Genomic DNA, 12685 nt, shown 5'->3' with positions numbered 1-12685 from the left:
GTAGGAGCTGGAGTCGTTTCAGAGGTTATTGAATAATTCAAGTATTTTTTAAGCCACTTGCATACAGGTGGCTTTTTTATCTTTATAAAAATATAAAAAAAATATTTAAAAAGGCTTGCATTTGAATTTCTGTTATAGTAAAATAATTACGCTGCGCGAAATCGCGTTAATGGGATGAGGCGAAAGGTTGCCGGATATTCCGGGTAGTTTTCGCTGACAAATGTCTGACAATCAGGCGGCGGTTTTCGCTTTTTTAAAAAAAGCAAAAAGAAACACACGGATACGTGGGCAGGAAAACCGCATAAAAAAGGAGGAAATTAGTTAAATGTCAAGCCAAAAAATAAGAATTAAGTTAAAATCATACGACCATAACTTGATTGACCAATCGGCAATGCGTATCGTAGAAACTGCGAAACGTACAGGAGCAAAGGTTTCTGGACCTATTCCTCTGCCGACAGAAAAAGAAATAATAACAATTCTTCGTGCTCCGCATAAATATAAAGATTCGCGTGAGCAGTTCGAAATCAAAACGCACAAGAGACTTATCGATATACTTGAAGCGACCTCAAAGACTACAGATTCTTTAATGAGGTTAGATTTGCCGGCTGGCGTTGATATCGAAATTAAGCTCTAAGGCAACGTGGAGGTTGATTTATATGATAAAAGCAATATTTGGAAAAAAACTGGGCATGACCCAGATATTCAACGACGATGGAACGATAGTACCTGTAACTGTAGTACAAGCAGGTCCGTGTGTTGTCGTACAAAAGAAAACAGAAGAAAAAGATGGATATAACGCAATAAAAGTTGGGTTTTCAGACATCCGCGAAAGTTTAGTTACTAAACCTATAAGCGGTTGCTATAAAAAAGCAGGCGTTAGTGCAAAGAGATTTCTTCGCGAAATAAAAACTAACGATTTAGGTGATTATGAAGTTGGCCAGGAAATAAAAGCAGACGTTTTTGAATCCGGAGATACAATAGATGTAAGCGGTATTTCAAAAGGCAGAGGCTTCAAGGGCGTTATAGCAAGATGGGGGCAGCACAGAGGCCCTATGACTCATGGTTCCAGATATCATAGAAGACCTGGTTCAATGGGAGCATGTTCAGACCCGTCTAAAGTATTTAAAAACAAACACCTTCCTGGACACGCCGGTATGCAGAAAATAACGGTGCAGAACTTAAAGGTAGTTAAAGTAGATTTAGACAAAAACGTAATTTTAATAAAAGGTGCCATCCCGGGTGCTAACGGCGGGCTCGTATCGATAAAGAAAAGCGTAAAGGCTTAAAGATTGCCCGGATAAGGAGGAAAAAGATATGCCAAAAGTATCAGTTTATACTAAAGACGGAAAAAGTTCTGGCACGATTACTTTAAAAGATGAGATATTTGCAGTTGAGATAAATAAGCCTGTAATGCATCAGGTGGTTGTTGCACAGCTTGCTAATAAAAGGCAGGGAACGCAAAGCGCGCTTACCCGTGCAGAAGTAAGGGGCGGCGGAATCAAGCCGTGGCGCCAAAAAGGAACAGGGCGCGCAAGACAGGGCTCCATACGTTCACCGCAGTGGACAAAGGGCGGAGTTGTATTTGCTCCAAAGCCGAGAGATTATAAAAAGAGCGTTAACAGAAAAGTTAAGAGAATTGCGCTTAAATCAGCATTGTCACTTAAAGCTCAGGAAGAAAACATCATCGTTATGAAGGATTTAAATTTAGAGCTTGGCAAGACAAAAGAAATGTTTGAAATACTTAAGAATTTAAATGTAGATAAAAAAGCGCTTATAGTATTAGACGGCGAAAACCAAAACGCGGTGCGTGCTGCTGCTAATATACAGAATGTAAAGACTATAGCCGCTAATGCTTTAAATGTTTTAGATATACTGAAATACGAAAAGTTTATTATCACCAAAGATGCTGTAAAGACAGTTGAGGAGGTGTACGCATAATGAAATCCGCACACGACATCATAATCAAGCCGGTTTTAACGGAAAAAATCTATGATGAGCTATCAAGGAAAAAATATTCTTTTATAGTAGCAATAGATGCTAACAAAACGGAAATAAAAACTGCAATTGAGGAAATATTCGGCGTTAAAGTAGACAAAGTAAACACACTGCGCCGTTTCGGCAAGCTTAGGAGGCAGGGCTATAATATAGGAAGACGTCCTGAAACTAAGAGAGCTTATGTAACCTTGAAAAAAGGCAGCAAGAGTATAGAGTTTTTCGATAACATGGTTCAGTAATAAGCAAAATTAAAAGGTTTTGGCCGACAAGTTTAGGAGGAACGTATTATGGCTATTAAAAAATATAAACCGACCTCACCAGGCAGAAGGTTTATGTCAGTCTCCGCTTATGAGGAGATAACAAGCAAAACTCCGGTGAAGTCTAAAATAGAAGGAAAGAAAAGTTCTGGCGGAAGAAATGCCGACGGACATATTACCGTACGTCATAGGGGCGGCGGAACAAAGAGAAAATTAAGGGAAGTAGATTTTAAAAGAAATAAAGACGGTATTGAAGCAAAGGTAGCGACAATAGAGTATGACCCTAATAGAACCGCAAACATAGCACTTTTAAATTATGTAGACGGTGAAAAGAGATACATTTTAGCTCCTTATGGCCTTTTAGTAGGAGACGTAATAGTATCCGGCCCAGATGCAGACATCAAAGTAGGAAATGCTCTTCCGCTTACAAACATACCGGTAGGTACTATGATCCATAATATAGAATTGCAGCCTGGTAAAGGCGGGCAGTTGGTAAGAAGCGCCGGTAACGCAGCGCAGCTTATGGCTAAGGAAGGTACATATGCACAGGTAAGGCTCCCTTCTGGAGAAGTAAGGATGATTTCAATCCGCTCAAAGGCAACTATAGGGCAGGTTGGAAATATAGATAATGAAAACATAGCACTTGGAAAAGCAGGAAGAAAGAGGCATATGGGTATCCGTCCGACAGTAAGAGGTTCAGTCATGAACCCTTGCGACCATCCGCACGGCGGTGGCGAAGGCAAGTCGCCTATAGGCCGCTCTGGACCTGTTACACCTTGGGGAAAACCAGCACTTGGATATAAGACAAGAAAGAAAAAGAACAGATCCGATAAATTTATCGTTAAGAGAAGAAATAAAAAATAAGGTTATTATCCGCCGAAAAGGAGTGAAAGAAAAGTATGAGCAGGTCAGTAAAAAAGGGACCTTTTGTCAGCGAAAGGCTGCTTAAAAAAATACAGGATATGAATAATAAAAATGAAAAGAAGATAATTATGTCCTGGTCTAGAGCATCTACGATCTTTCCGGATTTCGTAGGGCATACCATTGGAGTCCATGATGGGAAAAAATTTGTTCCCGTATATGTAACGGAAGATATGGTAGGACATAAATTGGGCGAATTCGCACCCACGCGTACATTTAGAGGGCATGCGGGCGAAAAAAGTTCGGCGTCCAAGTAGTTTCAAGGAGGAACAAACATGGCAAAGCGTCAAAGAGAAAAGGCGAGCATGCGTGCACAGAATAAAGATACGAGGCCAAAAGCAATTGTGCGTTATGTGCGTATATCGTCTAGCAAAGCAAAAGCAGTTATAGATTTAATCCGGGGCAAGAAAGTAGATGAAGCAGAAAAGATTTTGATGTCGCTTCCAAAAGCTTCGTCGGAAATTTTAGCTAAGCTTTTAAAATCTGCTGTAGCTAATGCTGAGAACAATTTGGAAATGGCTAAAGAAGATCTTTACGTAGCAGAAGCTTATGCGAACCAGGGGCCGACATTAAAGCGTTTTATGCCACGCGCCCAGGGCAGAGCAACTCGTATAAGAAAAAGAACCAGCCATATTACTATAATACTTGATAGGATTAAATAGGGAGGTAAACCATGGGACAAAAAGTACATCCACACGGCCTTCGGGTCGGCGTTATCAAAGATTGGGATACGCGTTGGATAGCAAACAAAAAAGATTTTGCCAATTACCTCATTGAGGATCATCAGATAAGAAAACACTTGAAAGAAAAGCTTTTTGCAGCCGGTGTTTCAAAAATTGAAATAGAGCGTGCAGCTAATAAAGTTACGGTAAATATCTTTGCATCAAAACCAGGAATAATAATCGGCAAAGGCGGAGCTGGAATAGAAGCGCTAAAGGCTGATTTAGCAAAGCGTTTCAGTAAGGCTATAAACTTGAATATAATAGAAGTTAAAAGGCCGGATACAGACGCGCAATTAGTTGCAGAAAACATTGCGGCACAGCTTGAAAAACGTATTTCGTTCAGGCGTGCTATGAAACAAGCGATTTCCCGTACGATGAAATCTGGAGTCCTTGGAATAAAGACTATGTGCTCCGGCCGTTTGGGCGGTGCTGAAATAGCAAGGACTGAACAGTACCACGAAGGGTCTATCCCACTGCAGACTATTCGTGCAAACATCGATTACGGTTTTGCAGAAGCTCATACTACTTATGGAAAGATCGGAGTTAAGGTCTGGCTATATAAAGGAGAGCTCTTAGGGGATCCGCTTAGGGATAAATATAATACTGCTGCGGAAGGGGGCAAAAAAAATGTTAATGCCAAAAAGAGTTAAACGCAGAAAAGTACAACGCGGGAGAATGAAAGGTAAAGCATTATCCGGAAACTTCGTATCATACGGAGAATACGGTTTACAGGCCCTGCAGCCGGCTTGGATAACAAGCAACCAAATAGAGGCAGCACGTATAGCGATGACACGTTATACGAAAAGAGGCGGTAAAGTGTGGATAAAGATATTCCCACACAAACCAGTAACCGAAAAACCTGCAGAAACTAGAATGGGTTCTGGTAAAGGTTCACCTGAATATTGGGTGGCAGTTGTAAAGCCAGGTAAAGTACTATTTGAAATAGCAGGAATTACAGAGGACGTTGCAAGAGAAGCATTAAGGCTCGCGGCGAACAAACTTCCAATTAAGTGCAAGTTTGTAAAAAAGGAAATAGGTGGTGAGCAGGATGAAGGCTGAAGAAATTCGTGGTTTATCCGAACAGGAATTAAACGTTAAATTAAAAGATCTAAAAACAGAGTTATTTAACCTGCGCTTTCAAAATGCAACAGGACAGTTAAATGACGTAATGACTATAAACAAAGTAAAAAAAGATATAGCAAGGGTTAAAACCATTATCCGTGAACGCGAGATAATGGCTGCAGCCGAGTAAGAAAAGGAGGACCCTTAGATGTCTGAACAAAGAGGAAACAGAAAGACCAGAATCGGTGTTGTCGTAAGCGATAAAATGGATAAAACAATTGTCATAGCTATTAAGACAAAGGTTAAGCATCCGCTTTACGGCAAGACTGTTAATAAAACAAGCAAGCTTAAAGTACACGACGAGAACAATCAGTGCAAAGTGGGCGATATTGTAAAAATCATGGAAACCCGCCCGTTGAGCCGCGAAAAGAGATGGAGACTTGTCGAGGTTCTCGAGCAGGCCAAGTAGAGGAGGGTAAGCAATGATTCAACCGCAAACGCGCCTTAAAGTAGCTGATAATTCAGGCGCAAAGGTTATACAATGCATTAGAATAATGGGTGGATCTGTAAGAAAATCTGCCAATATCGGCGATGTAATTATAGCATCGGTTAAAACCGCAACGCCTGGCGGTACCGTTAAGAAAAAAGACGTTGTACGTGCTGTTGTTGTCAGGTCTGTTAAAGGCATCAGCAGAAAAGATGGTTCGTATATACGTTTTGACGAAAACGCTGCAGTTATCATAGATAACCAGAAACAGCCAAAGGGAACGCGTATCTTTGGACCAGTTGCTCGCGAGCTTCGTGAGAAAGACTATATGAAGATAGTTTCTCTTGCACCCGAAGTGCTTTAACGAAAGGTGGTAAAGTGAAATGAATATTAAAAAAGGCGATACAGTAGCTATAATGACTGGAGAAGACAAAGCAAACAAAGGCAAATTGAAAAAGGGCAAAGTCTTAACAGTATTCCCTAAGGAAAACAAGATTATTGTCGAGGGAATAAATATGGTTACTAAACATAAAAAAGCGAAGAGCGCATCCGACCCGGGTGGAAAAATCAATCAGGAAGCAGCTTTTGATGCTTCAAATGCAATGGTTGTTTGCCCTAGTTGCGGAAAACCTGCTCGTATTGGATATCAGATATTGGGTGACGGCACAAAACTTCGTGTTTGCAAAAAGTGCGGCGAGCCCTTTAAGAAGTAAGGGAGGTAATTTCAGTTGCCTAGATTAAAGGATAAATACAAAAATGAAGTCGTACCGGCTTTGATGAAAAAGTTCAATTACAGCAATATTATGAAAGCTCCCAAGCTTGAGAAAGTTGTTTTGAACATGGGCATGGGAGATATTAAAGAAAATCCAAAGGGACTAGACTCTGCATTAAAGGTATTAACTGACATAGCAGGGCAAAAGCCGGTGGTCACATTGGCTAAAAAGTCTGTTGCTAACTTTAAAGTTCGTGAAGGCATGAAGGTGGGCGCTAAGGTAACACTACGCGGAGACCGTATGTACGAGTTTTTAGATAAGTTTATGAACTTGGTTCTTCCCCGTGTAAGAGACTTCAGAGGAATTAACGGGAAATGCTTTGACGGAAGAGGAAACTTTGCTATGGGACTAAAAGAACAGCTTGTTTTCCCTGAAGTTAATTATGATGATATAGATAAGACACGCGGTATGGATATAATCATCGTTACAACGGCAAAGACAGACGAAGAGGCAAAAGAACTCTTGGCCAATATGGGCATGCCGTTCAAACAATAAGGAGGTAGTAGCGTGGCTAAATTAAGTATGATAAACAAACAACAGAAGGGTTCTAAATTTTCTACGAGAAATTATACTCGTTGCCGTATATGTGGCCGCCCTCATGCTGTTTTGAAAAAATATGGTATATGCCGTATATGCTTTAGAGAATTAGCATATAAAGGACAGATTCCTGGAGTTAGAAAAGCGAGCTGGTAAAAACCAAAATTTTTAAGGAGGTAGTAAAGATGCCTGTAACCGATCCAATTGCGGATATGTTAACCCGCATTCGTAACGCACTAGTTGCGAGGCATGAAGTAATAGATATACCCGCCTCAAATATGAAGAAAGAAATTGCCCAGATATTATTAACTGAGGGCTTTATAAAAGGCTTTGAGGTTAAAGATGATATCGTAGGTGGAAGTATCAGAGTAACACTTAAATATGGCCCTAATAATGAGAAGGTCATAAACGGTTTAAAGAGAATAAGTAAACCAGGTCTTAGGGTATACGTTAAAAACGATCAGGTTCCTAAGGTCTTGGGCGGCTTGGGGATAGCCATTATCTCCACATCCAAAGGCATTATGACAGACAGAGAGGCAAGACAAAAAGCTGTCGGCGGTGAAGTTTTGGCTTATGTTTGGTAATGCAAGGATAAGAATCAACGGAGGTATATAACTAATGTCAAGAATAGGAAGGCTTCCCATAACCTTACCTGCAGGCGTTACCGTTACGGTTGCCGAAGACAATATGGTTAAGGTTAAAGGCCCAAAAGGGGAATTAGCCGAAAAAATTAATTCGGATATAAAAGTTGAGGTCGGTGAAGATACTGTAACCGTAACCAGGCCCAACGATGAAAAGGAAATGAGAGCTCTTCACGGTCTTACGCGCGCTTTAATTGCCAATATGGTACACGGTGTAACTCAAGGCTTTGAAAAAGCACTTGAAATAATTGGCGTTGGATACAGAGCACAAAAATCCGGTAAGAAAATCGTACTTACTATTGGATATTCCCATCCTGTAGAAGTTTTAGAAGATGACGGAGTCACATTTGACGTTCCTACACCAAATACGATCGTCGTTAAGGGAATAAGCAAGCAGAAGGTAGGACAGATTGCCTCGGACATACGCTCAATTCGCCCGCCAGAACCGTATAAGGGCAAAGGTATCAAGTATAAAGGCGAATATATACAGCGCAAAGTCGGCAAGACTGGTATAAAGTAAGGGAGAGGTGAGATAAAAGTGATTGTAAAACCAGATAGAAATAAAATTCGTACTGCAAGACATAGAAGAGTACGAAACAAAATATCCGGAACGAGTGAGAGACCAAGGCTTAACGTATTCAGAAGCACTTCTCATATATATGCTCAAGTAATTGACGACATTAAAGGAGTGACAATCGCCTCCGCCTCAACTGCTGAAAAAGATGTTGCCAGCAAGATTTCCGGCAAGACAAAAAAAGAAGCTGCGAAGATTGTAGGCGAAATTGTAGGCAAAAGAGCAATTCAAAAGAAGGTTACTGAGGTAGTCTTCGACAGAGGCGGATACTTGTACACTGGCAGAGTAGCAGAGCTGGCAGACGGTGCAAGACAAGCTGGACTGAAGTTTTAAAGGAGGTAGCAATTGTGCAACACATAGACGAAAACGCAAATGAATTGAAAGAAAAATTAGTTGCTGTAAATCGTGTCGCAAAGGTTGTCAAAGGAGGCCGTAACTTCAGGTTCACTGCTTTGGTGGTTGTTGGAGACGAGAACGGACATGTTGGCGCCGGAATGGGTAAAGCTGCTGAAATTCCAGACGCAATAAAGAAAGCCGTACAAAAAGCAAAAAGAAATTTGATAGATGTACCTATTGTTGGAACAACTATTCCACACGAGGTATTAGGAAAGTTTGGACGCGGCAAAGTTTTATTATTACCTGCTCAGGAAGGTACCGGAGTTATAGCCGGAGGACCTGCACGTGCAGTGCTTGAAATGGCAGGAGTTAAGGATATTAAAACTAAATCTTATGGTACGAACACACCAGTTAACTGCGTTAAGGCTACGATAGAAGGTTTAAGAGAGTTAAAGACCGCAGAAAAGGTAGCAAGACTTCGCGGCGTTAGCGTAGATCAATTGAGATAAGGAGGGCAAAGTTATGGCAAAGGTAAAAGTAACGCTTGTAAAAAGCCCTATTGGATACAGTAAAGATCAGAAAGCTACAGTTTTAGCTTTAGGACTTAGCAAGTTAAACTCTTCAGTTGTACATGAAGAGAACGAAGCTATAAAAGGAATGATTTTTAAAGTTAAACATTTGGTTAAGGTAGAGAGTGCAAAATAAAGAAAAGGAGGCAGGAAAAGTGGCGATATTAAATGAGTTAAAGCCGGCGCAAGGTTCTACAACTAAGAAAAAGCGCGTAGGCAGAGGAACCGGGTCCGGAATGGGCAAAACCTCAACGCGTGGTCATAAAGGACAAAAAGCAAGAAGCGGCGGCGGAGTTCGACCGGGATTCGAAGGCGGCCAGATGCCTCTTGCTAGAAGACTTCCTAAAAGAGGCTTTGTAAATATATTTGCAACAGTATATGCTACTGTAAACGTATCTAATTTGAATAAATTCGATGAAGGTACAGTTATTACAGCTGAGTTTTTAAAAGAGCAAAATGTTATAAAGAAAATAAATGACGGATTAAAAGTTTTAGGTGACGGTGAATTAAGCAAAAAGCTTACAGTTAAAGCTAAAAAATTTACTAAGACCGCACAACAAAAAATAGAGGCTGTCGGCGGAGCAGCTGAGGTGGTATAATGTTTAAAACTTTACGTGATTCTTGGAAGGTTTTGGATATACGAAAAAAGATTCTGTATACACTGCTAATGTTATTTGTTTATAGGCTAGGAGTGTATGTTTCCATTCCGGGAATATCCCTAGATGTGGTAGAACAGCAGATTTCCAATTCTACGCTACTTACATTTTTAAGCCTGTTATCAGGCGGCGGATTGGATAATATGAGCATTTTTGCACAAGGTATTACTCCATATATTAATGCTTCAATTATTATGAACCTATTAACTGTTGCAATACCAGCTCTTGAACGGCTTCAAAAAGAGGGGCAGGAAGGGCAGAAGAAGATATCCAATATAACCAGGTATGTGGCGGTTGGAATAGGCCTTGTACAGGCAACAGCTATTCTAATAAGTTTTATAAATGCAGGAGCTATAGACCCAACCGTATTTAATATAATAATGGTTCTGCTTTGCTTAACAGCAGGTACAGCTCTTGTTATGTGGATCGGTGAGAGAATCACTGAAAAAGGTATAGGAAATGGTATTTCGCTGCTTATCTTCGTAAGTATCATTTCAAGGTTGCCTAGTGCAATTTACGATTCGATAGCTCAGGTTGCAGCAGGAACACAGACTATAATAGAGACATTGATGATCTTAGCGTTGGCATTGCTCGTAGTTACGGGTATAACATTTGTAGATATGGGCGAGAGGCGTATACCGGTACAGTATGCTAAGCGTGTAGTAGGAAGAAAGATGTATGGCGGCCAGTCGACTCATATACCTATGAGAGTCAACCAGTCCGGTGTTATTCCTATAATATTTGCTATTACACTTATAAACTTCCCGATAATAATAACGGAAATGGTAGCAAAAGACTCATCGCTTTATCAATTTTTGTCAAATAACTTTAGTTCTAACGGTGCGTCTCCTGTATATCTTATAACTTATGCGCTGTTGATACTGTTTTTTACATATTTTTATTCACAGATCACATTCAATCCTGTGGATGTAGCAAAGAACATGCAGCAGTATGCAGGGTTTATACCAGGGATCCGTTCGGGTAAACCTACTTCGGATTACCTGCATAAGATTTTGAGCAGGATAACGCTGTTTGGAGCTTTATTCTTGGCATTGGTAGCAGTAATACCAACTATGATTAATGCGACGCTGTTTTCGATATTCGGCGCTACCAGCTTAATGATTATGGTAAGCGTATCGCTTGAAACTACTAAACAACTTGAGTCGCAGATGATGATGAGACATTATAAGGGATTCTTAAAATAATTTTTTGGAGGAATGAAAATGAAGTTATTGTTTTTAGGCCCACCGGGAGCAGGAAAAGGCACACAGGCACAGATCGCAGCTAAGGAACTTAATATTTCGCATATTTCTACTGGAGATATGCTTAGAAAAGAAATAAAAGAGCAGACAGAGCTTGGAAAAGCTGCTAAAGATTATATAAATCGTGGACAGCTTGTTCCAGATAGTGTTATAATCGATATGGTAAAAAAGCGTTTACAGGAGCCGGATTGCAAAAACGGTTTTATCCTAGACGGTTTTCCAAGAACGCTTGAGCAGGCAATAGCGCTTGATGCCGTTGTTAAATTAGACTACTGCATCAATTTCGTTATAAACGACGACATAATATTCCACCGTATCTGTGGAAGAAGAGTTTGTGAAAAGTGCGGCAACGTATCTCATATAGACAGACTTGGAGACAACACAGTTTGTGAAGTCTGCGGCGGTAAATATGTAACGCGTCCAGATGACAATGTAGAAACCATTAAAAACAGGCTTGAAGTCTATCAAAAACAGACACAGCCGCTGATTAGTTTCTATAAAGAAAAGGGAATACTCAGAGATATAGATTCAGGAGTTGACTCAGCAATAGTGTTTAAACAGCTTCTTGAAATATTGAAATAAGGGAAAATGTTAATACTTAAATCCTCAAGAGAAATACAGTTAATGAGGGAATCCGGAAAGATTCTTTATGAAGTTATGCAGTCTCTCATAGAAAATGTCAGGCCTGGGATAACTACGCACTTTTTAGACGAAGTTGCAAAAAAAGAAGTTTTAAAGTATAATGCTTCTTGTTCTTTTAAAGGGTATCAAGGATATCCGGCTCACATATGTACTTCTATAAATGAGGAGATAGTCCATGGTATACCGTCTCGTGACCGTGTTTTAAAAGAGGGCGACATAATCGGTATTGATGCCGGCGTACTTTATAAAGGGTATAATTCTGACATGGCTAGAACTATCCCTGTCGGGAAAATATCTGATAAAGCCAAACGCTTGATTGATACGGGTAAGCAATGCTTTTTTGACGGAATAGCAGAGCTAAAAGAAGGAAACAGACTTTATGATATTTCGGCAGCCATTGAAAAGACTGCTAAATCAAACGGCTATGCTATCACGCGGGAACTGACAGGCCATGGAATAGGTAAAACCCTGCATGAGGATCCTAGTATACCTAATTATAAACCTGCAGGTTTTGGCGTACGGCTTAAAACTGGAATGACGCTTGCTATAGAACCTATGATAAATGCGGGAGCGGCACCTGTTAAATGGGAAAAAAACGGGTGGACGGTACGCACGGCGGATAGATCTCTTAGCACTCATTATGAGAACACAGTTGCTTTAACTGATAATGGCGTTGTCATTTTGACTGCACCCTAGATCTATTTAAGGAGGGGAAATAAGTGAGTAACTTATCCATAGAGGTAGGTAGAGTGGTTGTTTCCACCGCTGGCAGGGATAAGAATAAAGTCTTTATAATAACAAAGATTGTAGACAAAGAGTATGTATATATAGCAGACGGAGATTTACGAATACTTGCTGTTCCAAAGAAAAAAAAGATTAAACATTTAGATTTAAAACCAGAGGTTTTAGATAACATAAAGGAAAAGTTAATGAATAGCAAGAAAGTTTTTGACGCCGAGCTTAAAAGCGCCATAAAGTCTTTAGAATATGGCGAGGTCAAGAAGGGGGATTAAAGAATTTGTCTAAAAGTGACGTGATTGAAATGGAAGGCATAGTTACTGAGACATATCCAAATGCGATGTTTCAGGTAGAGTTGTCTAACGGTCATAAAGTTTTAGCACATATATCAGGTAAACTTAGAATGAACTATATAAGGATACTACCTGGAGATAAAGTTACAGTTGAGCTTTCTCAGTATGATTTGACAAAGGGCAGAATTACCTGGCGCGGAAAAAACTAATCAATTGACCA

The 12685-nt window shown here is 40.2% G+C and carries 26 protein-coding genes; all 26 read left to right on the top strand.

Annotated features, from left to right (window positions below):
- Nucleotides 1-325 precede the first annotated feature (325 nt).
- The 26 genes from rpsJ to infA are packed head-to-tail and all read left to right on the top strand — an operon-like array spanning nt 326 to nt 12674.
- Nucleotides 326-634: a 30S ribosomal protein S10 gene (rpsJ, locus tag R2876_03030; GenBank protein MEZ4357591.1), complete on the top strand. Its 309-nt coding sequence runs from the start codon at nt 326-328 to the stop codon at nt 632-634.
- Nucleotides 635-656: 22 nt separating this feature from the next.
- Nucleotides 657-1286 (top strand): 50S ribosomal protein L3, encoded by a 630-nt coding sequence (rplC, locus tag R2876_03025; GenBank protein ID MEZ4357590.1) that lies wholly within the window; start codon nt 657-659, stop codon nt 1284-1286.
- Nucleotides 1287-1314: 28 nt separating this feature from the next.
- Complete coding sequence (gene rplD, locus R2876_03020) at nt 1315-1938, top strand: 50S ribosomal protein L4 (protein MEZ4357589.1); 624 nt, start codon at nt 1315-1317, stop codon at nt 1936-1938.
- Nucleotides 1938-2234 carry a 50S ribosomal protein L23 gene (gene rplW, locus R2876_03015; GenBank protein MEZ4357588.1) on the top strand — a complete coding sequence of 99 codons (297 nt, stop codon included), beginning with the start codon at nt 1938-1940 and terminating at the stop codon, nt 2232-2234. Before rplD ends, rplW begins: the two co-directional genes overlap by 1 nt.
- 48 nt (nt 2235-2282) lie before the next feature.
- A complete protein-coding gene (gene rplB, locus R2876_03010; GenBank protein ID MEZ4357587.1) occupies nt 2283-3116 on the top strand; it encodes a 50S ribosomal protein L2 in 834 nt (277 codons plus the stop codon).
- A 35-nt stretch (nt 3117-3151) separates the two neighbouring features.
- Nucleotides 3152-3430 (top strand): 30S ribosomal protein S19, encoded by a 279-nt coding sequence (gene rpsS, locus R2876_03005; GenBank protein MEZ4357586.1) that lies wholly within the window; start codon nt 3152-3154, stop codon nt 3428-3430.
- An 18-nt stretch (nt 3431-3448) separates the two neighbouring features.
- Nucleotides 3449-3835, top strand: a complete 387-nt coding sequence (rplV, locus tag R2876_03000) for a 50S ribosomal protein L22 (protein MEZ4357585.1) — start codon at nt 3449-3451, stop codon at nt 3833-3835.
- An 11-nt stretch (nt 3836-3846) separates the two neighbouring features.
- A complete protein-coding gene (rpsC, locus tag R2876_02995; protein ID MEZ4357584.1) occupies nt 3847-4545 on the top strand; it encodes a 30S ribosomal protein S3 in 699 nt (232 codons plus the stop codon).
- Entirely contained in the window at nt 4523-4954 is a 432-nt protein-coding gene (gene rplP, locus R2876_02990; protein MEZ4357583.1) for a 50S ribosomal protein L16, read from the top strand. Before rpsC ends, rplP begins: the two co-directional genes overlap by 23 nt.
- Nucleotides 4944-5147, top strand: coding sequence for a 50S ribosomal protein L29 (rpmC, locus tag R2876_02985; GenBank protein MEZ4357582.1), 204 nt, complete (start codon nt 4944-4946; stop codon nt 5145-5147). The genes rplP and rpmC overlap by 11 nt, the downstream gene beginning before the upstream one ends.
- A gap of 18 nt (nt 5148-5165) precedes the next feature.
- Nucleotides 5166-5426: a 30S ribosomal protein S17 gene (rpsQ, locus tag R2876_02980; protein ID MEZ4357581.1), complete on the top strand. Its 261-nt coding sequence runs from the start codon at nt 5166-5168 to the stop codon at nt 5424-5426.
- Nucleotides 5427-5439: 13 nt separating this feature from the next.
- A complete protein-coding gene (rplN, locus tag R2876_02975) occupies nt 5440-5808 on the top strand; it encodes a 50S ribosomal protein L14 (GenBank protein ID MEZ4357580.1) in 369 nt (122 codons plus the stop codon).
- 19 nt (nt 5809-5827) lie between these two features.
- On the top strand, nt 5828-6157 hold the full coding sequence (rplX, locus tag R2876_02970; protein ID MEZ4357579.1) for a 50S ribosomal protein L24: 330 nt from the start codon (nt 5828-5830) through the stop codon (nt 6155-6157).
- A 15-nt stretch (nt 6158-6172) separates the two neighbouring features.
- Complete coding sequence (gene rplE / locus R2876_02965; GenBank protein ID MEZ4357578.1) at nt 6173-6712, top strand: 50S ribosomal protein L5; 540 nt, start codon at nt 6173-6175, stop codon at nt 6710-6712.
- A gap of 12 nt (nt 6713-6724) precedes the next feature.
- Nucleotides 6725-6910 (top strand): type Z 30S ribosomal protein S14, encoded by a 186-nt coding sequence (locus tag R2876_02960; GenBank protein MEZ4357577.1) that lies wholly within the window; start codon nt 6725-6727, stop codon nt 6908-6910.
- Nucleotides 6911-6939: 29 nt separating this feature from the next.
- The gene (rpsH, locus tag R2876_02955) at nt 6940-7338 is read left to right on the top strand and encodes a 30S ribosomal protein S8 (protein ID MEZ4357576.1); all 399 of its coding nucleotides are present in this window, start codon (nt 6940-6942) and stop codon (nt 7336-7338) included.
- 34 nt (nt 7339-7372) lie between these two features.
- On the top strand, nt 7373-7915 hold the full coding sequence (gene rplF, locus R2876_02950) for a 50S ribosomal protein L6 (protein MEZ4357575.1): 543 nt from the start codon (nt 7373-7375) through the stop codon (nt 7913-7915).
- A gap of 12 nt (nt 7916-7927) precedes the next feature.
- The gene (gene rplR / locus R2876_02945) at nt 7928-8302 is read left to right on the top strand and encodes a 50S ribosomal protein L18 (protein MEZ4357574.1); all 375 of its coding nucleotides are present in this window, start codon (nt 7928-7930) and stop codon (nt 8300-8302) included.
- A 14-nt stretch (nt 8303-8316) separates the two neighbouring features.
- A complete protein-coding gene (rpsE, locus tag R2876_02940; GenBank protein MEZ4357573.1) occupies nt 8317-8814 on the top strand; it encodes a 30S ribosomal protein S5 in 498 nt (165 codons plus the stop codon).
- Nucleotides 8815-8827: 13 nt separating this feature from the next.
- Nucleotides 8828-9010 (top strand): 50S ribosomal protein L30, encoded by a 183-nt coding sequence (gene rpmD / locus R2876_02935; GenBank protein ID MEZ4357572.1) that lies wholly within the window; start codon nt 8828-8830, stop codon nt 9008-9010.
- A 25-nt stretch (nt 9011-9035) separates the two neighbouring features.
- Nucleotides 9036-9473, top strand: coding sequence for a 50S ribosomal protein L15 (gene rplO / locus R2876_02930; protein MEZ4357571.1), 438 nt, complete (start codon nt 9036-9038; stop codon nt 9471-9473).
- On the top strand, nt 9473-10735 hold the full coding sequence (gene secY / locus R2876_02925; protein MEZ4357570.1) for a preprotein translocase subunit SecY: 1263 nt from the start codon (nt 9473-9475) through the stop codon (nt 10733-10735). Before rplO ends, secY begins: the two co-directional genes overlap by 1 nt.
- 18 nt (nt 10736-10753) lie before the next feature.
- On the top strand, nt 10754-11374 hold the full coding sequence (locus R2876_02920; GenBank protein ID MEZ4357569.1) for an adenylate kinase: 621 nt from the start codon (nt 10754-10756) through the stop codon (nt 11372-11374).
- Nucleotides 11375-11380: 6 nt separating this feature from the next.
- Nucleotides 11381-12130, top strand: a complete 750-nt coding sequence (gene map / locus R2876_02915; protein MEZ4357568.1) for a type I methionyl aminopeptidase — start codon at nt 11381-11383, stop codon at nt 12128-12130.
- Nucleotides 12131-12153: 23 nt separating this feature from the next.
- On the top strand, nt 12154-12447 hold the full coding sequence (locus tag R2876_02910; protein ID MEZ4357567.1) for a KOW domain-containing RNA-binding protein: 294 nt from the start codon (nt 12154-12156) through the stop codon (nt 12445-12447).
- A gap of 5 nt (nt 12448-12452) precedes the next feature.
- Nucleotides 12453-12674 carry a translation initiation factor IF-1 gene (gene infA, locus R2876_02905; protein MEZ4357566.1) on the top strand — a complete coding sequence of 74 codons (222 nt, stop codon included), beginning with the start codon at nt 12453-12455 and terminating at the stop codon, nt 12672-12674.
- Nucleotides 12675-12685: the final 11 nt, after the last annotated feature.

The sequence above is a fragment of the Eubacteriales bacterium genome (genome assembly GCA_041390245.1).
Taxonomy (GTDB): Bacteria; Bacillota; Clostridia; order Christensenellales; family JAWKQI01; genus JAWKQI01.
The sequence above is the reverse complement of the archived record's forward strand: the minus strand, read 5'-3'. Positions and strand labels throughout refer to the sequence as shown.